This window comes from Sphingomonas sp., assembly GCF_048595155.1.
Taxonomy (GTDB): Bacteria; Pseudomonadota; Alphaproteobacteria; order Sphingomonadales; family Sphingomonadaceae; genus Sphingomonas_I.
This window is the reverse complement of the sequence record NZ_JBMDXN010000047.1, coordinates 123,692-141,766: the sequence shown is the minus strand read 5'-3', so window position 1 is coordinate 141,766 and position 18,075 is coordinate 123,692. Positions and strand designations below refer to the sequence as shown.

Below are 18,075 nucleotides of genomic sequence, written 5' to 3'. Positions count from 1 at the left end.
GTCCTTCGACGCAGTTTATCCTGAGCGCCGCCGCAGGCGGCGTCGAAGGGCTCAGGACGAACGGAGGAAGGGCACGGATGACCGCTCAAAGCATTAAGAGCAGATGAGGAAGCGGACCAAGGCCGAGAATGCGGACATTGCTGTCGGGGATGCGGTCGCGCCGCGGCAGGACAGCCTGATCGTGCGCGCGGCCGGCCAGGTGAGCGAGCTGGCGGATCAGCCGCCGCTGATCACGATCTGCGCCGCCACCTTCGCGATCGGGCTGATCCTGGGCAAGGAAAGGATCGCGCGCGCGGGCGGGCGCATGCTGGCGGCGGAGCTGCTGGCGACGCAGATGAAGAGCATGATCAAGCACCGGATCGACCGGACCCGGCCGCACGTCCGCGCGGATGGCGGGCGTTACAAGGCGGGCAAGGGCAGCGGTACCCAGGATAGTGCGCTCAACAGCTTCCCGTCCGGCCATACGGCGGGCGCGGTGGCGGTGGCGCGGGCCTTCGTGCGCGATTATCCCGACCATGCCGCCGAAGCCTATCTGACGGCAGGGGCCGTCGGCGCGATCCAGATTCCGCGCGGTTCGCATTATCCGAGCGACGTTGCGGCGGGACTGATGGTGGGACTGGCGGCCGAGGCGGGCGTGTTCCTGGCGGAGCGGCTAATCGGCCGGATCGCCGGCGGCGGCCGTGACCGGTTTGGCGCCGGCTGACCGCGGCAGACGCGCCGCAGCCTTGCCGTGCGCCTGTCATTGCTCCGCCCGACGAAACGGATAGAGGGATAGAATGTCGATCCTGTCCCGCCCGACCCTGTTGCGCACGCTGACGGCCTTGTTCGCCATTACATGGCTGGCGGCCATGGCCGGGCCGGCGCTGGCCGAACGGATCTTGTTCGTCGGCAACAGCTTTACCTTTGGCGCGGGATCGCCGGTCAGGACCTATCGGCCCGATCTGGTGCGCGACTTGAACCGCGAAGGGATTGGTGGCGTACCGGCCTTGTTCAAGCGCTTCGCCGAACAGGCCGGGCAGAATTGGGATGTGAGCCTGGAGACGGCGAGCGGGCAGGATTTCGCTTATCATCTGGCCAACAAACGCGCCCAGCTGACCGGGGTATGGGACGTGGTGGTGCTGCAGGATTACAGCACGCTGGACAAGCTGCGCCCGGGCGACCCGGCGGCGCATGTGCGCGATGCCGAGCGGCTGGCGATGCTGTTCAAGGCGGCCAATCCGCGCGTGCGCGTGCTGCTGGAAACGACCTGGTCGCGCGCCGACCTGACCTATCCGCCAGGCGCGCCCTATCGCGGCAAATCGATCCGCGCGATGACCGAGGATATTGCGCGCGGAAATGCGCTGGCGATCGGCAGCACCCGCGATCTGTTCGCCGGCACGGTGCCGGTGGGGGAAGCGTGGCTGCGCGCGATGAGCCAGGGGGTGGCCGATCCCAACCCGTATGACGGCATCGCCTTCGGCAAGGTCAATCTGTGGACGTGGGACCATTATCATGCGAGCGCGGCGGGCTATTATCTGGCGGCGCTGGTGATCTTTGGCCGGGTGACCGGAGTGGACCCGCGGACGTTGGGGATACGCGAACGCGCGGCCGAGGATCTGGGCCTGCAGCCGCAGACGGCGGTGGCGCTGCAGCGGATCGCCGCAGAGGAACTGGCCAATCCCGGCGGGCCCCGCCCGGCGCGGTGAGCGCGCCTTAGCGAAGACGGGTCAATCGAGGCGCAGGCCGTGCCGGATTACGCTTAGGCCGATCGCGAAGGCGGTGATCCCGCCTGCATAGCGTAACAAGGGGTTGGGCGCGGCCAGCAGGAGGCCCGCGCCGACGATCAGCAGGGTGATGCCGAGCGTCAGCGACCGCCCGTCGAAACGCTTCACGCCGCACCTCCGCCGCCGTCGACCGGCCGGATCGCGCGGCGCCAGCGCAGCAGCGCCGCCAGGAAGGCCGCGATCGCGACGACCAGACGGAATGCCTTCTCGGAATCATTAGTCGCGGGCGGCAGCAGGAACAGTACGCCGAACGCCACCACCAGCATCAACGCCGCGACGAGCGCCGCCTGCCTGTCCCTGATGCGCACTGCCGCCTCCGTCGTCCGAGCCCAAGTCGACAGCCTTTACTCTTTTCCCAATCGCAACCAACAGGAGATGCGCATGGCCGAGCTGCACAGTGCGGAGGCCGCCGCGCCGGCATCCGCCGACGACCGGGTCGAGGCATTCGCCGACTTCCTCGACCAGATGGAGGAAGATCAGGCGGACGAGTTTCACCAGAACGAGACCGGGGCCGAACCCGGCGAGGACTATCAGGAGCAAGCGGCCGAACCGGAAGATCCGGCCATCGTGCCACCTATTTCCTGGGACAGCGAGGCCAAGGCGCTGTTCGAGCAGCTGCCGCTCGACCTGCAAAGCCAGGTCGCCGCGCGGGAAGCCCAGCGCGAACGCGCCCTGCAGTCGGCATCGATGGAAGCGGCCGAAGTGAAGCGCCACGCGCTGATCGAAGCCAATGCCGCGGTGGCTGAACAGCAGCGGGCCTATGCCGCGCAGCTGGAAGAGATTGCCGGCTACTATGCGCCCCAACCCCCCGACCCTGCCCTGCTGGCCGAAGATCCCCAGGCCTTTTACCAGCTGCAGGCGATGTTCGAGAGCCAGGCGGCCGACCATCAGGCGCTGACGCAGCGGGCGCTGGAGGTGCAGGCGGAGGCCGCCCAGCGCGAGGCGATCAACCATCATTATGCCCTAGCCCAGGATCATGCGTTGCTGGGCGCGCATCTGGGCGACGACTGGACCGACGTTTCGCGGCGCCAGGCTTTGCTCACCGACCTGGAACAGGTTGGAGCGACGCTGGGCTATTCGATGGAGCTGATGGGCCAGGCCAATGCCACCGACATATTGGCATTGAAGGCGGCGGCGGAATGGAAGGCTAAGGCCGACCGTTACGACGCGCTGCAATCCGGCAAGCCGGCGGCGATGCGCGCCGCCCGCGCCGCACCGCGCGTGGCCCGGCCGGGGGTGACCCCGACCCGGGCCGAACACTCCGCCCGCAGCCGCGACGCCGCCTGGGCGCGCGCCAAGGCCGAACGATCCGGCGACGCCTATGCCGCCGTCCTCGACAGCATGGGCATCATTCTTTGACCCCACGGCTTCCGACCGGGAGCCGGCTTTTCCTGCAAGGATATTCCGAACATGGCTGTACCCACGAATGTGATCCAGAACGTCAATCGCGTCGGCGTACGCGAAGATCTGAGCAACAAGATCGCCGAACTTTTCCCGGATGATACGCCGTTCCTGAACGCGATCGGCACCGGCAAATGTTCCGCGACGAAGACGGAATGGCAGACCGACGGGCTGGCCGCCGCCAACCCCGCCAATGCCCGCATCCAGGGCGACGACCTGGCCAATGACGTGCGCACCGACACGGCGCGGGTGAGCGCCTATACGCAGATCTCCACCAAGGTGGTGGGCGTATCCTCCACCGTCGAGGCGACCAACAAGGCCGGCCGCAAATCCGAACTGGCACGCGAGATCATGAAGGCCGGGCGCGAGCTGCGGACCGACATGGAAATGCGGGCATCGGGCAATTACGCCTCGGTCGCGCCGACCGTGGGTGTGGCGGGGCAGACGGCGGGTGCGCTCGCCTGGCTGACCAGCAACGCGTCGCGCGGCGCGACGGGTGCCAGCGGCGGCTTCAATGCCGGCACGGGCATCGTCGCGGCGGCGACCAACGGCACCCAGCGCGCTTATACCGAAGCGCTGCTGAAGACGATGCTGCAGGCGATCTGGGCCAAGGGCGGCAATCCCAAGATGGTGATCACCGCGGGCGGCCAGAAGCAGACCGCCGCCGCCTTTCCGGGGCTGGCCCAGCAGCGGCGCGAGACCGGCGCCAAGAAGGCGACGATCGTCGCGGGTGCCGACATCTATGTGTCCGACTTTGGCGAGGTGCAGTTCGTGCCGTCGCGCTTCTGTTCCGCTCGTGACGCGCTGATCGTCGATCCGGAATATTGGGAGATCGGCACGCTGGACCCGCTGGCGGTGCAGGATCTGGCCAAGACCGGGCTTTCGACGCGCAAGATGCTGTCCGTCGAATGGGCGCTGAAATGCCTGAACGAGGCCGCATCGGGCGTGGTCGCCGACCTGACCTGAGCCGGCATGGGAGGGCGGCGCACGCGCTGCCCTCCCCCTTACGCCCGATCATCTTATCCAGCGGGAGCAGACATGCCGCATTGGGAATTGATCGATCACGATCCAGCGCGTGGCGTGCGGAAATATATCGCCGCCGGCGACGAGCCGGACAGCGTGACGGTGCGGACCGAGATTAACGATCATGCCATCGTCGCCCGCAACAAGGCGGCGCAAACCGAGAGTTTCAACCGTCGCGCCGACATGTGGCACGCCGCCTCCATCCCGACGTCGGTCATGTATGAGTGGCTGCACAAGTTCGGCGTGAATGCGTGGGACCCCGGCCATGCCGGTGCGGTCAAGAAGCTGCTGAATTCCAGCGATTATCGCTGGTGCAAGGTGAAGCACATCATCCTGTGACGCCCCCGCCCGAACGTTCGGGCGTACCGCACATCATCAACAAGGGAGCGCCAAATGGCCGAACCGCGAACCTATGCGGAATTGCAGGCGTGCCTGCTCGCCTGGCTGGACGACAGCGCGGCGAACGTGAATCCGGCGGAATGTATCGCGCTGGCCGAGCGCCGGCTGACGCGCCTGCTCGATACGCCCGATATGGAAGGCAAGACGACGCTGGCCGCGGACAGCAGCACGATCGACCTGCCGGAAGATTTCTGGGCGATGCGCGACTGCAGCCTGGCGACAGGAGCCGGTAGCGCGCTGGAACCGACGTCGCCCGCCATGCTGCGCACCGCCTTTCCCGGTAATCGGCCGGGCTGCCCGAAAGTCTATGCGCTGAGCGGATCGTCCCTGCTGGTCGGCCCCGCCCCGGACGCGCCTTACGCGATCACGATCAGCTACAAACAGTCGATCCCGGCTTTGTCGGATCAGAACCCGACCAACTGGCTGCTGGCGAAACACCCCGATCTCTACATCGCAGCGAGCCTGGCAATGGCCGAGTTCCGCGGTTGGAACGATAGCCGACTGCCGATGCTGAAGGGTTGGTATGACGAGCTGATCGCCGAGGTGAACGATGCCGGGAAGCGCGCCCGTTATGCAGTAGGCACGATCCGGATGCGGGCCCGCGTGACGGACGGATCGGCGATGACGCCGCGCGCCCCGGGGCGCCCGGCCCCGGGGACGGCCGCATGACCCGGATCCTGTTCGGCGAATATCGCCCGGACCAGCCGGTGCATCTGAGCGAGAGCCTGGAGATCGCCGATGGGGTGGTGCCGATCGCCAATGGCTATGCGCCGATCAGCAGCTTCGTGCCGGCAGGCAACGGCACATTGCAGACACGCTGCATCGGCGCGGCCGGCTATCGCAATGCGGCCGCATCCTATCTGTTCGCGGCGACGACGACCAACATCTACAGCTATTCGACATCCGGCTATGTCAGCGTTGCCGCCGGCATGACGAGCACGCGATCGGTGGGCGTCCAATTCTGCCCCTATGGCCCGTTCATGCTGGCCACCAACGGCACCGATCCGATCAAGAAGTTCGATCCGGCATCGCCGGGCGCCATGACCAATCTGGGCGGAAGCCCGCCGACCGCGCGCTATCTGGGCGTAGTCCGCGGGTTCGTGGTGGCGGGATATGCCGGCGGCAATCCGCTGCGCATCGCCTGGTCCGACAACGGCAATCCCGCCAACTGGACCGCAGGCGGCGCGTCGGAAGCCGGGCTGTACGACATGCCGTCGGGCGGCGACATCACCGGCGTGGTCGGCGGCGAATATGGGCTGATCTTTCAGGAACGGCGTATCCTGCGGATGAGCTACACCGCCGACGATACGATCTGGCAGTTCGACGAGATCGTGACCGACGCGGGCTGTATCGCGCCCAAATCGCTGGCGAGCTGGGGCAAGGTGAGCTTCTTCTGGTCGGACCGCGGCTTCATGATGTGCGATGGCGTGAGCGTGCAGGCGATCGGCGACGAGAAGATCGATCGTACCTTCCAGTCACTGGCCGAGCGCGCGTATTTCGAGACGATGAGTGCGGTCGTCGACCCACGCCGGGCGCTCTACATCGTGGCGCTGCCCTCGGCCGATCCGACATCGACCGTGTTCCTGTACAATTATGCGCAGGGCCGGTGGACCACCGCGGCCTTGTCCAACGAGCTGATGTTCTCCGCTTTGTCGCTATCCTCCAGCCTGGAGGATCTGGACGCGGTATACGGATCGCTGGATGCGACCACCCTTTCGCTCGACAGCTTCGCGTTGCGGGGTGGCGCGCCGACTCTGCTGCTGTTCGACGGGGCACATCGTCTGGGCCAATTGTCCGGCCCCAATATCGCGGCAACCTTGGTGGATGCGCGGCGCGATTTTGCCGGCGGGGCGCGGGCGCGGATCCGCACGATCCGGCCGTTGACGGATGCCGCAACGGCGACCGTCGCGATCAGCGGATCGAACAGCCTGGCCGCGACGCCGCAGGAGACGAGCTATGACGTCGCAACGGCGAACGGCTTTTACCGCTGCCGCGAGAATTGGAGCCTGGCACAGGTGAAGCTGGCCATCCCGGCCGGCGCGCAATGGACCTATGCCCAGGGCTATGACGTCGAGGCGGTGCCGGGAGGACGGCCATGAGCCTGCTGATCAAGGACAGCGAACGCGGCCAGGCCGAGTGGAACCGCAAGGCGCGCGACAGCATCAACGCGGTCGCGCGCCGCATGCTGGGCAGCGGGCCGAGCGCCAACCGTCCGCCCAAGCCGGTGGTCGGCCAGATGTATTACGATACGACGCTGGGCAAACCGATCTGGCGACACGCAAGCGGCGTGTGGCGGGATGCGGGTGGGACAGTGGTTTAAAGCAAAGGAGATCGAAGTGGCAGGACCGCAGCAGAAGAATATTGTAAGACCGACACCGCAAAAGCCAGGCTTATTTGCTGGACAGGATCCTAATCGACGCTGCGTTGGGTCGAAATATGCTAATTTCTTTGCTCAAAATTATGAGCCTGTGGCAAAAATGGCGGATCAATACGGTAACGACGCAACCCTTCCACTCGGCTTAGCCAGTTTCGAGTCCGGATGGGGATTGAGCCGAATGGCGCAGGAGCAGAATAATCCCCACGGGACCACTCCCGACGGCAAGACAGGCAGGTCCTTCTCTTCGATCCCAACAGCTTGGGACTTTTGGGGGCGGCAATGGGGTCCGCGCGTACGCGACTTCGGTGGAGACCAAGCTCTATTCATTCGGAGGCTGTTGGAAGATAATCGGAAGAAGAAGGGCGCTATCGACCATCACGGAGCGTATAATTCCGAACATCCCCTTGAGTGGGCGAGCGGCGTGGCCGGAGGCGTAGCCAGCGTGCGCAAACGGTTGGAAGATTGGAAGAAGTATCGCTGCTGACCCGGTCGGCACAATGACTTTGTAAACCACCTCTGTTCCTGTTATGATCTTTTTCTCATAGCATGGGGGGGGTATGCCAAAAACTTTCAGATGGGGGCAAATGGTTGCAGCGGGCATCTTGACCTGCTCCTCCGCCTTGCATGCTTCGGACCGTCTTTATCGCAATGAAGAATATGGGTTCCAGATCGCGGTGCCGCGTGACCGCCCTGTCTGCGTAGGCACGACGGGCGGATCGCATGCCCACGGCCTCACCTTCAATATCGACAGGACGCCGAAGTGCGTTTCGGATACGCCTGCCGCACCAGGGGATCCTGCCGAGATTGGAATCTGGGCAGACTATAATGCCGGTTTTGCGACCAGCGTCTATCCGACGTGGGAGGGCTGCAAGCGGTCACCGCTAGGAACCTCCCTGCGGCGCGAGCTTAAAAACAGGGTCCGGTCGTGGGGAACTTGCGTCTTCCGCACCAAGGACGGCAGGATCGAATTGAATTTGCTCGCGATGACCGGCTCCTATGATCGATCCTGGGAAGACGAAGCGGGAAAGCCTTGCTTCAGCTACACCATGACCCTGCGCACTTACCGCGACAGGTTTCAGCGCGACCTGATCGAGTTTCGTAAATTCCTGCGACAGGTTAAGTTAACCCAGGGTTGTGGGACATTGAACGGCTCATAGATTGTGACATTATTATATACCTGAAAATCTATAAACTCTTTATAACGTCGAAATACTACAATTGCATTTACGCAATCGGATGCACTGAGCCCGTCAGCGACACAAATTTTCCGGGGAGCTTCGGAATGGCACGCAACAAAAGCCCATATCGGCGGTGGCGCCCGGCCTTTGCGGCAGCGATGGACTTGCGATTGTATCGACCCGAGTGGCTGGATGCGCAGCTCGCGTCCGGCCAAGCGCAATATTGGAGCAGCCCCAATGCAGCGGCGGTGACCGAGATCCGGACCTATCCGACCGGCGCCTGCGACGTGCATGGGCTGATCGCGGCGGGTGATGTGGACGAGGTGCGCGATCTGATCATCCCGCAGCTCGAGCGCTGGGGGCGCGCGATCGGCGCGGTCGGCATCGTGATCGAAAGCCGTGCGGGATGGGCGCGCGTGCTCAAGCCAAGCGGATTTGCCCCGCACCAATTGGCGATCCGCAAGGAATTGCGGGAATGAGCCGCCGGGGATTGGCTCAGCAAACGGCCATGCTACGATTCCTATGATGAAGGCCCACATGTCGCACGATAAAGTCCGTGCGACGCGGCATGGCCAAGCGGCGTGCCCCGGCTTCGGCGGCCGGCTCTAAACTATTGACCAGATGACACCTCTGCTCGGCGTACGTGCATTTGGCCGGCCAACTCGACGCCTCGCCCGAACTGCAGGTTAGACCAGCAGCACCTCATAGCGAAGCAGATCCGGGCAACGTTCGTGGATGCCAGCCTCCGCTGGCATGAGGGATTGTGGGCGCCGCGCCCATCCCCCTCTGCCCCCGCGTGATCAGAGTTCGCGGCGCGCAGTAGGCGGCTCCGGCCCCGACAGCGCCTCGCCATCGCACATCACACACGGTTTCGTTCGGTCCTGGCGTGCCAGGCCTAGCTCCCACAATAAGGATTTGGCCGATGGGCATTTCTTCCAGCAAGACCAAGAAGACGACCACCAGCAGCACCACACCGCTCGACCAATATGCCCCTTACATCAATCAGGGACTGAAGAGCGCGCAGGGGGTGTTGGACGCGAACCAGGCCAATCTGGGCCAGATGAGCCAGAACGCCTATGGCCTGTTCAACAATTTGGCAGGCACGATCAACAATCCCGGCGGGTTCGTCAGCGGCGCGCAACAGGCGGCAGCCAATATCTTCAACGGCAATGGAGCGAGCGCGGCGACGTTCGATCGGCTGCAACAGGCCGGCGCCGCGGACCCCAGCATGGGATTGCTGACGCGCTTTGCCGGCGCCAGCACCAATCCGGCGGCGGCGATGCTGAGCGGATATGCCAAGGGCGGGGCCGATCCCTCGCTCGACATTCTCGGCCAGCTCGCGCGCGGTGCTAGCACCAACCCCGGACTGGCCACGCTGCAAGGCATGATGGTGCCCGGGACCAATCCCGCCGATGCCCAAGCGACAGCGGTGGCGGGCGGCAAATATCTCAACGCCCAGCCCTCGGCCGATTTCTACAAGGACACGCTGTCGGGCAAATATCTGAACGGCAATCCCTATCTGGACGCGATGGTGCGCCAGGCCAATGAGAGCGCGACGAAGGCCGTGAACCAGCGCTTCGGCGCGGCCGGGATGGGCGCCGGTATGTCGACGCCTTATGCTGACCTGCTCAGCCGCAACCTGGCCGATAGCGAAACCAAGCTGCGTTATGGCGCCTATAATGACGAACTGGCGCGCATGGGCGCGATCGGCGCGCAATCGGATGCCGTCTGGGGCGGCGAGCGCAACCGGATGGATGCGGCCAACGGACTGGTCGCATCGAACTATAATGCCAATCAGGATCGCGCGCTGGCGGCAGCGAACGAGCTGGGCAACCAGCATAATGCCGCAGGACAATTGCAGTTGGCGGCGGCGCAGGGGCTGGGCTCGCAATATATGGCCGGACAAAATCTGGGGCTGAATGCGGCGACGACGCTCGGCAATCAGTATCTGACGCAACAGGGCCAGCAGATCGATGCCGCGCAGGCGCTGGGCAATCAATATACGGCGAATAACACGACCGCTCTGGGCGCGGCGAACGGCAGCGTTTCCTCGATCCTGCAGGCGCTGGGGCTCACGGGCGGTCTGGCCGAGGCGCAATATGCCGGCGTCAGCCCGGCGCTGCAGGCTTTGTCGTCGGCAGCCTCCATCCCCTATACTGGGGTCAACAATTATGCCGACCTGGTGAACGGGCTGACGTCCAAATATGGCAACAGCAAATCGACCGAGACCAGCACGAGCGGCGGGCTGACCAACTTCCTGAGTAGTCTGAGTGGGCTGGGCAGCGCACTGAGTGGCGCTGGTAGCGTCATGAACGGTCTCAATGGATTGGGCGTCAAGTTCGGACGCTAGAAGACCGCTCAGGCAGCCAAGGTTGATATGGTCCAAACTGGCTGCCTCCGACAACAGGTCACAGCCGCTTCATCCGTTAGCCTCGGTTTAATACCGATCGGCTGCACCGAACGAAAATCATCCAAGCCTAAACGCTTGAGATATGGCCCCCTTAATAGAAAGGTCTCTCATGGCTCGAAATGCCATTACTGAGTGGGATATCGCACCCGCCAACAATAGTGACATTGCCGGCATTAATATCGCCGAAGGCTGTCCCGCCGGCGGCATCAACGATGCTATCCGTGCCGTGATGGCGCAGTTTGCGGGCTGGCTGGCAAGCGCGGCAGGACCGCTGCTCAAATCGGGCGGTGCCGTGACCGGGGCGCTGACCGGCATCGGCAATGGATCGACCGTGCTCGATGCCAGCGGCGTGGCGCGCGGCGTCGGCTATCGCAACATTCCGCTCACGGCGAAGACTTCCGCCTATACGATCACGCTTAGCGATGTCGGCCAAGGAGTATCGACCAGCGCGACCCTGACCGTCCCGACCAACGCGACCACCGCCTTTGCAATTGGCGACGCCATCGCGGTCTATAATAATAGCAGCAGCAACAACAGCATCACCGCTGCGAGCGGTGTGACATTGCGGCTTGTCGCATCCAGCACCACCGGCACGCGGACGCTGGCTACACGCGGGCTCGCGACGCTGATCAAGGTCGGCAATGACGAGTGGGTGATCAGCGGCGCAGGTGTATCATGAGCGGGATCGGTATCGCCCTGGCAGGCGCGCGAAATCGACCAACCTCGACCCCCGATCCAGATGACGGACCTTTGACGCTAACATTCCGCTGGAACGGCGCCGTCCCGCTGAACGTGTCTAGCGTCTCCGGCGAGACTGGATATCCTAATTACTTTTACGCGCTTAGGGAGGGCGGCGTCCAGCCTACTACCGGCGGCCCCACCATCACCTATAACCCGAGCGGTAAATTCAGTTTGTTTCCATTCGGGTCGCAGATTGGGGTTGCCTGGAACGGCATGGCAATTAACGAAACTCAGATGCTGACTGTGCGGTATGACGTAACAGACGCCGCGGGGACTACTCGCAGCATTTCCGACTCAACGGTCATCAAGCGTATCGCCTGATCAAGCTGATCAGCTAGGCTGTATTATAACTTGTGTAAATTTCTTTATTCATTGATTTTTCTTCCTAAATCTCATTGATATTCTTATTAGATACAGCTAATCACTTCGTAGCTTGATTTAGCCCCCTCCATATCGGTACTCAAATTGAGGGGCGCTTCTATATCTCTCCTGTCCGGCGGAGGGCTCTATTCAGGGGCGGGCTGGGGCGGCAAAAGAGCATGATGGGCACTCGCAACATCCTCGTAATTGGACATAGCCACGTCGGAGCAATACGCTCCGCTGCTATCAGGCGACGAGAAGCAAACCCCGATCAACCGCGCACGAGAACGATATACCTCGGCGACCCAATTTTCGGGCGAGAGATGCAAGGCGGAGACTTCTCTCCGGCTATACGTGATGCTGTTAGGGATCAAATAGAGCGACACCGCCCGATTGTCGCATCGGCAATTGGCGGTAACGTTCATGCTGCGATGACCTTGATCCCACATCGTCGCTTTGACTTCGTTCTTTCGGCCGATGACGCGCTGCCAATCGACAGAGAGGCCGAGCTCCGATCAGAAAGCGACGTTCGATCAGAACTCACCCGCTTACTGGAACGTGACCTGCTTCAACTCCGTCTACTGCGAGACTTAGCGGGACCCTTTTGGCACTTGGAGCCGCCGCCACCAGTAAGAGACTCCGAGTGGGTCAAAACTCATGCTGAAGAATTCTTCACATCGCAGCCTGCGTTTGCCGAGCTTGGTGTGGCGCCCGCGGGCGTTCGATATCGCACTTGGAGGCTGCAATGCCGTATCGTGCGCGAAGCATGCGCACAACTCGGATGTGGATACGTTTCGGTCCCGAGCAGCATGTGCGGAGAGGTCGGCCTTTTACGCCCTTCTCAAGCTCGAGATGCAACTCATGCTGGACCGAATTTCGGAGAAGAAATGATAAGGGCTCTAGAAATTTGCGCCGCTGAACGCTCAACTGAATAAACATTTCTCTAATACATTGAAATACGATGGGAGGATCTATGTTCGAGATTGATTTCTCCCAGACGTGGGCAGCGCTTTTTGGCGCGGCTATTGGGGGTGGGGGGATTGGGGCTGGGTTGCGGCCGGTGCTGGACTATTGGAAGGGCCGGCGGCAGCAGACGGACGAGGTCGCAATGGGGCTGGTGGAGAAGCTTCAGGCGCGGATCGAGCGGCTGGAGGAAAGCTCTTTGGCCGAACGCGCGCTGTGCGATGCGAAGCTATCGTCGCTACGGCACGAGCTGAAGAATGTGCAGGGGAATTTCGCCGCCTTGCTGCTGGCGATCGAGGTTGCGCCGGAACGTGCGGCGGAAGTGGTCGCCAAGGTGAACGCGCGCTATGCCGTGTGACATGCGGCCCTGCCCTAACCGAGCCGGTTGACCAGCTCCAACATTGCCGCCGGGCTAGCGCCGTGTGCCAGATAGCGCTTTCCTACACGCGGGCGCGCGCCGCCGCCCCCCCAATTCAGGAGAGGCTTATGCCGGAGATGCTGAGCCCGCATTTCAGCCGCGCCGAATTCGAGCAGAGCGCTACTGCGGCGGCACGGAACATCGTGAACCGGATGCCTAGCGAGCTTCTGCCGGCGGCGCGGGCCTTGTGCGTGCAGATCCTTGAGCCGATCCGGGCTGCCCTTGGTGGGCCGGTTCTGATCAATTCGGGCTATCGCAGCCTGGCGCTGAACCGGGCAATCGGATCCAAAGATAATTCACAGCATCGACGCGGCGAAGCGGCCGATATCGCGCTGCCACTCGGGCCGAGCAATGCCGATGTGGCACGCTGGATCCTCGCCAGCGATCTTCCGTTCGATCAGCTCATCCTGGAAGCCCATCGTGCGGGTGACCCGCGATCCGGGTGGGTCCATATTTCGTACACTCTGCGCCGACCACCTCGGCGGCAGGCATTGACCATGACGATCGCATCCCACGGCGCAACCTATCGGCCGGGCATCGTCGCCTAACGCGGCAGCCACCCGCCTTCACCCTTCCTTTTCCGGTCCGACCGCTCGTCACCTTTCATCGTGGTGCCGACGGTCGGCGGCATTCACTTGCTCAAGGAGATTCCAATGACCGATACGAAAACCTGGTGGCAAAGCCGCACCCTGTGGGTCAACATGGTGGCGATGCTGTTCGCCCTACTGGGCGCGACCAAGATGCTGCCGAGCGACATCGATCAGGACATGGTGGTTACCGCCATCATGGGGATCGTCGCGCTGGTGAACGTGGCGCTGCGCCTGCTCACCAAGCACGCAATCGCATGAGCCGGGCGCGCCGTTCCTGATGGGCGGGAAGATCCTGGCGGCGCTGGCAGGACTGCTGGCGCTGGCTATCGCGGCCTTCATGATGGTGAAGATCGTGACGCTCTACGGGGCGGCGCGCTATGCCGCCGGACGGGCGGAGGCAGAGGCCACGCACGCAAACGGGCTGATCGTCGCGGAACAGGCGAGGGCGCGCGCGGGCGATACCGCACGCGATCGCATCATCGCGGCGGACGCAGCGCGGCTGGCGGAGATGACGCGGATCCTGCCGCACATCCTGACTGCCCATGAAGAGGTGAAGGCTTATGCATCGACCGTGGCTGGCGGGGCTCCTTGCCTTGCCACTGAGCGCGTGCGCGGGATCGAACGCGATCGCGCCGTCCTCTTTCCCGACATTGCCCAAGCCGGCGACGGCGATACCGGATCCCTGCCGCCCGACGCCGTTCGTGACGCGACCGGACCATAGCCTGACCAGCGCGGACGCCGAACGCGCGATCCGACAGGGCGATCAGGATTTGGCCCAATGCCGCGCCGATCGCGATCGCTATCGGGCGGCATGGCCATCGTCACCGCTGTAACCGGCGCAGCCAAGCGCCTAGGCAGCGGCCGGCCGACCCACTAACGCACGCCCGATGAACGAAGGACAGGAAGCGATGCCGGCCGGGCTGACGGCCGTGTTTGCGGTCGCCTGCGGCCTGATGGTTGCCAACCTCTATTATGCACAGGCGCTGATCGGAGAGATCGCACCGGCATTGGGCATGCACGATACGATCGCCGGGTTGATCGTGACACTGACACAGCTGGGCTATGGCGCAGGACTGTTGTTCATCGTGTCGCTGGCAGATCTGGTCGAGAACAAGAGGCTGATCCTGACCTTGTTGGGCGGCGCCACGATGGGCCTGCTGGGCATTCTGTTCGCGCGCAATGCGATGACCTTCCTCATCTTCTCGTTCCTCACCGGCTTCTGCTCGGTCGGGGCGCAGGTGCTAGTGCCGCTGGCAGCCCATCTAGCGCCCGAGCATCGGCGCGGTCGTGTGGTGGGCAATATCATGGGCGGCCTTATCGCAGGAATCATGCTGGCGAGGCCCGTCGCCAACGGGCTGGCGGTGATCGGCGGATGGCGTCTGATCTTCGGCGCATCGGCTGCGGCTTCGCTGATCCTGGCGGCGGTATTGGCGTTCGCGCTGCCACAGCGACGACCCACGCCCGGCCTGCATTATGGCCAGATCCTGCATTCGAGCCTGACTTTGCTGCTCCGCACGCCGGTGATCCGCCGTCGCACGGCCTATCAGATGAGCCTGTTTGCCGCCTTCAACCTGTTCTGGACGGCGGTGCCGCTGCTGTTGGCGCGCCAGTTTGGCCTCGGCCAGATCGGCATCGGCTTGTTTGCCCTGGCCGGCGCCGGCGGGGCGCTGGCGGCGCCGATTGCGGGGCGTGCCGCGGACCGCCATTATATTCGCAGCAGCACGCTTGCCTCTTTGGCAGCGGCAATGGCGGCATGTCTGCTGGCAGGGTGGAGCGCTGCCGCCCATGCCCTGATCGCGCTGGCGATTGCCGCGATCGCGCTGGATGCCGCCACCCAGTTCAACCAGGTGGTCGGGCAGCGCGTGCTCTATTCGATCCGTCCGGAAGCACGTGGCCGGATCAATGCAAGCTACATGACCTGCGTTTTCCTCGGTGGCGCGATCGGCTCGTCGCTGGCGGGCTGGACCTTCAGCCACGGCGGCTGGTGGATGACGGCATTGACGGGCGCGGCCTTGTTGGGTCCGGCCTTGATCCTATTCCTCACCGAAGACCAGGCGTCCGCGACGATGCCGTCCCGCCAGGGTGCGCCACCAGACGCCCATTGAACCAAAGCCCGGCCCGCTACATGTTGCCTGGGTCAGGATCATTGCCATTCATGTCTTCGTTGCCGCCCAATCTGCTGCTGTATTTCCTGTGCGGGTTCGCGGGTCTGATCCTGATCAACCTGATCACGCGGCGCATTCCGCTGATCGGGACGTTGATCCGCCTGGCATCCTGGTGCGTGCTGCTGCTGCTCTTGTTCGGCGCGGTCCAGCAGCGCCAGCGGCTCGACCCTTATTTCGCCAAGCTCACCCGCTTCTTCAATCTGCAGGGGGAGCAACAGCAGGTATCCGGGCGCGAGTTACGCGTGCCGATGGCATCCGATGGGCATTTCTGGGTAACCGCGCGGATCGGCGGCGTGAAGCGGCGCATGCTGGTGGATAGCGGAGCGACGATCACGGCGCTGTCGGCCGATACTGCCGCGGCGCTCGGTATAAAGCCTGATCCGGCGGTCTTTCCCGTCATCCTCAACACCGCCAATGGGCCGGTGACCGCACAGACGGCGACGGTGGATGAATTGCAGATCGGCAACATCGTCGCGCGCCGGCTGGCGGTGGTGGTATCCCCCGCGTTCGGCAACACCGAGGTGATCGGCATGAACTTCCTCTCGCGGCTGGAAAGCTGGCGCGTCGAGGGAGGATCGCTGATCCTGGTGCCGCACCACCCACAGCCGGCCGCAGCCGACGAATCGTAACGCCGTTCGTCGCATTTGCGATTCGTTCGCCGCTTTTGGATCGTTTCCGTCTGGCGCGCGTCTAACGCTCCCATGCGTCCGGGAGATCAGATATGCGCTGGTTATGTTGGGTGGGGCTGCATCGGTGGCGTGCACCGGCACGGCAGGATGCCAGCACGTTCGCGCGCTGCACGACATGTCGCCATCCGGTGCTGTTCCGGCGGCGGCCTGCGCCGACCATCTAACACGGCGCCATTCCGGCCGTTAAACGATGGCAACTTACATCCGCTTGGCCGGTTTGGAGATGCATGAATATGAGTGGCGATGCTTATCCGGACGAAAACCCGCAGGACGGGAAGCAGCACCGCGTCGTCGCGGTGGGCCTTTTGTCCGAATATGACCTTGCCATTCTGGGCCGCGGGTTCAAGCGCGCCTATCGCATCGATGAGGGACATGACTTTAGCGGCCTTCTCGCCGCGATCGACGAGGCGGAGCGCAACCTGCGCAACTAATCGCGAGGCACGCCGTAGCCCCGCGCATCGATTGGCCAGACGGACCCGCCCACCGCACTTCCGGTAAGATGGTAGACATCGTGCAGGTTCACGGTGGGATCGCAATGCGATGCCGTGAGGGCTATGCGATCGCCGACGGCGGGTGATGATGCCCCGTCGGCGAGGTCCAGCCGACCGAATTCGTCGCCGGTAAAACGGTACGAACTCCCCGCCGAAATCCCTGCCTGCGCGAGCGGCTGCCCGCTATCCGTGGCGAGCGCCTTGATGCCAGCGTCGATCGTCACCCAGCCGGGATGATTGGCGCTGACGACGGTCGCGTGTACGCGCAATGCCGTCTCGAACGGGCCGGCGCCGCCGAGCTCGCAGGCGCCATAATCCTGATCCATGAAAATGTAGGAGCCCGGCTGCAATTCGGTGAGCAAGCCCGCGTCCGCATCGATGCCATGCGTGCCGGTGCCGCCGCCGGTCACGATCGAAGGCGGCAGGCCAGCCTGCGTCAAAGCGCCGATCGTTGCCTGAAGCCGCAGATTGCGCGTGGCGATCGCCGCCTTGCGCGCGGCAAGCGTCGGGATATGCTGCTCGCTCCCACAATAGAATTGAATACCGTCATAGCGCAGGCCCGACCGGCCGGCGGCGACATGTGCCAGCGTAACTGCATCTTGCGGGGAGGCCACGCCGCTGCGCCCCATACCGGGATCGACATCGATAACGATGCCGAGCGACCTGCCGGCGGGAAGCTGAGCGTCTAATGCGTCCAGAAATGCCGGATGATCGACCACGATCGAGAGCGCGACGTCGCGGTTCAACAGCGCCGCGATCCGGGCAGCAGCAGACGCGCCCGCAATCGGCGAGGTCAGCAGGATCGAGGGCGCGGCTCCGGCGAGCTGCTCCGCCTCCCACAAAGTTGCGCAACAGATACCAACGGCACCTGCCGCCGCCTGGCGCGCGGCGATGGCACGGCTTTTATGCGTTTTAGCGTGCGGCCGTAGCCGCAGCCCCTGCGTCCGCGCGAAGGCGGCCATCCGGGCTATGTTGCGGTCCAGGGCGTCGCAATCGAGCATCAGACAGGGCGTAGGCGGTAACGTCATCCCAAAGGATTGGCGCGGATCGGCGCCGGGCGCAATGCGCGTCCGGCGCCAGGGAAATGACCGGATTAGCGTAGGTTAA

At 63.7% G+C, this 18,075-nt stretch carries 24 protein-coding genes; 21 read left to right on the top strand and 3 right to left on the bottom strand.

The genetic code is table 11. The annotated features are described in order from the left end of the window. Positions 1–103 precede the first annotated feature (103 nt). The gene (locus ACOJSI_RS07990; protein WP_420137735.1) at positions 104–703 is read left to right on the top strand and encodes a phosphatase PAP2 family protein; all 600 of its coding nucleotides are present in this window, start codon (positions 104–106) and stop codon (positions 701–703) included. A 73-nt stretch (positions 704–776) separates the two neighbouring features. Then, positions 777–1,685: a PEP-CTERM sorting domain-containing protein gene (locus ACOJSI_RS07985; RefSeq protein ID WP_420137734.1), complete on the top strand. Its 909-nt coding sequence runs from the start codon at positions 777–779 to the stop codon at positions 1,683–1,685. A 21-nt stretch (positions 1,686–1,706) separates the two neighbouring features. Here the strand turns inward: ACOJSI_RS07985 and ACOJSI_RS07980 are convergent, their stop codons facing one another. Beyond that, positions 1,707–1,871 (bottom strand): hypothetical protein, encoded by a 165-nt coding sequence (locus tag ACOJSI_RS07980; RefSeq protein ID WP_420137733.1) that lies wholly within the window; start codon positions 1,869–1,871, stop codon positions 1,707–1,709. Continuing rightward, entirely contained in the window at positions 1,868–2,071 is a 204-nt protein-coding gene (locus tag ACOJSI_RS07975) for a hypothetical protein (protein ID WP_420137732.1), read from the bottom strand. The genes ACOJSI_RS07980 and ACOJSI_RS07975 overlap by 4 nt, the downstream gene beginning before the upstream one ends. 73 nt (positions 2,072–2,144) lie before the next feature. Between ACOJSI_RS07975 and ACOJSI_RS07970 the strand changes: the two genes are divergently transcribed. From ACOJSI_RS07970 to ACOJSI_RS07880, 19 genes are all read left to right on the top strand, one after another. Then, positions 2,145–3,122, top strand: coding sequence for a hypothetical protein (locus ACOJSI_RS07970; RefSeq protein ID WP_420137731.1), 978 nt, complete (start codon positions 2,145–2,147; stop codon positions 3,120–3,122). A gap of 51 nt (positions 3,123–3,173) precedes the next feature. Beyond that, complete coding sequence (locus ACOJSI_RS07965; RefSeq protein WP_420137730.1) at positions 3,174–4,130, top strand: DUF5309 domain-containing protein; 957 nt, start codon at positions 3,174–3,176, stop codon at positions 4,128–4,130. Between the two features lie 72 nt (positions 4,131–4,202). Then, a complete protein-coding gene (locus ACOJSI_RS07960) occupies positions 4,203–4,526 on the top strand; it encodes a hypothetical protein (RefSeq protein WP_420137729.1) in 324 nt (107 codons plus the stop codon). 54 nt (positions 4,527–4,580) lie between these two features. After that, positions 4,581–5,255 carry a phage adaptor protein gene (locus ACOJSI_RS07955; protein ID WP_420137728.1) on the top strand — a complete coding sequence of 225 codons (675 nt, stop codon included), beginning with the start codon at positions 4,581–4,583 and terminating at the stop codon, positions 5,253–5,255. Then, positions 5,252–6,685 carry a hypothetical protein gene (locus ACOJSI_RS07950; protein ID WP_420137727.1) on the top strand — a complete coding sequence of 478 codons (1,434 nt, stop codon included), beginning with the start codon at positions 5,252–5,254 and terminating at the stop codon, positions 6,683–6,685. The genes ACOJSI_RS07955 and ACOJSI_RS07950 overlap by 4 nt, the downstream gene beginning before the upstream one ends. Then, a complete protein-coding gene (locus ACOJSI_RS07945) occupies positions 6,682–6,906 on the top strand; it encodes a hypothetical protein (protein ID WP_420137726.1) in 225 nt (74 codons plus the stop codon). Before ACOJSI_RS07950 ends, ACOJSI_RS07945 begins: the two co-directional genes overlap by 4 nt. Next, positions 6,890–7,447 (top strand): hypothetical protein, encoded by a 558-nt coding sequence (locus tag ACOJSI_RS07940; RefSeq protein ID WP_420137725.1) that lies wholly within the window; start codon positions 6,890–6,892, stop codon positions 7,445–7,447. Before ACOJSI_RS07945 ends, ACOJSI_RS07940 begins: the two co-directional genes overlap by 17 nt. A gap of 100 nt (positions 7,448–7,547) precedes the next feature. Next, positions 7,548–8,120 (top strand): hypothetical protein, encoded by a 573-nt coding sequence (locus ACOJSI_RS07935; protein ID WP_420137724.1) that lies wholly within the window; start codon positions 7,548–7,550, stop codon positions 8,118–8,120. Between the two features lie 179 nt (positions 8,121–8,299). Continuing rightward, positions 8,300–8,620 (top strand): hypothetical protein, encoded by a 321-nt coding sequence (locus ACOJSI_RS07930; RefSeq protein WP_420137723.1) that lies wholly within the window; start codon positions 8,300–8,302, stop codon positions 8,618–8,620. A gap of 443 nt (positions 8,621–9,063) precedes the next feature. Next, positions 9,064–10,491, top strand: a complete 1,428-nt coding sequence (locus ACOJSI_RS07925; protein ID WP_420137722.1) for a hypothetical protein — start codon at positions 9,064–9,066, stop codon at positions 10,489–10,491. 169 nt (positions 10,492–10,660) lie between these two features. Further along, positions 10,661–11,230, top strand: coding sequence for a hypothetical protein (locus ACOJSI_RS07920; RefSeq protein WP_420137721.1), 570 nt, complete (start codon positions 10,661–10,663; stop codon positions 11,228–11,230). Further along, positions 11,227–11,613 (top strand): hypothetical protein, encoded by a 387-nt coding sequence (locus ACOJSI_RS07915; protein ID WP_420137720.1) that lies wholly within the window; start codon positions 11,227–11,229, stop codon positions 11,611–11,613. Before ACOJSI_RS07920 ends, ACOJSI_RS07915 begins: the two co-directional genes overlap by 4 nt. A 1,012-nt stretch (positions 11,614–12,625) precedes the next feature. Then, on the top strand, positions 12,626–12,973 hold the full coding sequence (locus ACOJSI_RS07910) for a hypothetical protein (protein ID WP_420137719.1): 348 nt from the start codon (positions 12,626–12,628) through the stop codon (positions 12,971–12,973). Between the two features lie 128 nt (positions 12,974–13,101). Continuing rightward, entirely contained in the window at positions 13,102–13,581 is a 480-nt protein-coding gene (locus ACOJSI_RS07905) for a D-Ala-D-Ala carboxypeptidase family metallohydrolase (protein WP_420137718.1), read from the top strand. A 105-nt stretch (positions 13,582–13,686) separates the two neighbouring features. Continuing rightward, entirely contained in the window at positions 13,687–13,881 is a 195-nt protein-coding gene (locus tag ACOJSI_RS07900; RefSeq protein WP_420137717.1) for a hypothetical protein, read from the top strand. 19 nt (positions 13,882–13,900) lie between these two features. Then, positions 13,901–14,344, top strand: coding sequence for a hypothetical protein (locus ACOJSI_RS07895; RefSeq protein WP_420137716.1), 444 nt, complete (start codon positions 13,901–13,903; stop codon positions 14,342–14,344). 166 nt (positions 14,345–14,510) lie between these two features. Then, on the top strand, positions 14,511–15,728 hold the full coding sequence (locus ACOJSI_RS07890; RefSeq protein WP_420137715.1) for an MFS transporter: 1,218 nt from the start codon (positions 14,511–14,513) through the stop codon (positions 15,726–15,728). A 50-nt stretch (positions 15,729–15,778) separates the two neighbouring features. Then, positions 15,779–16,417 carry a retropepsin-like aspartic protease family protein gene (locus tag ACOJSI_RS07885; protein ID WP_420137714.1) on the top strand — a complete coding sequence of 213 codons (639 nt, stop codon included), beginning with the start codon at positions 15,779–15,781 and terminating at the stop codon, positions 16,415–16,417. Positions 16,418–16,710: 293 nt separating this feature from the next. Beyond that, positions 16,711–16,908, top strand: a complete 198-nt coding sequence (locus ACOJSI_RS07880; protein ID WP_420137713.1) for a hypothetical protein — start codon at positions 16,711–16,713, stop codon at positions 16,906–16,908. Here ACOJSI_RS07880 and ACOJSI_RS07875 read toward each other — a convergent pair. Continuing rightward, complete coding sequence (locus ACOJSI_RS07875; RefSeq protein ID WP_420137773.1) at positions 16,905–17,969, bottom strand: alanine racemase; 1,065 nt, start codon at positions 17,967–17,969, stop codon at positions 16,905–16,907. The genes ACOJSI_RS07880 and ACOJSI_RS07875 overlap by 4 nt on opposite strands. Between the last annotated feature and the right edge of the window lie 106 nt (positions 17,970–18,075).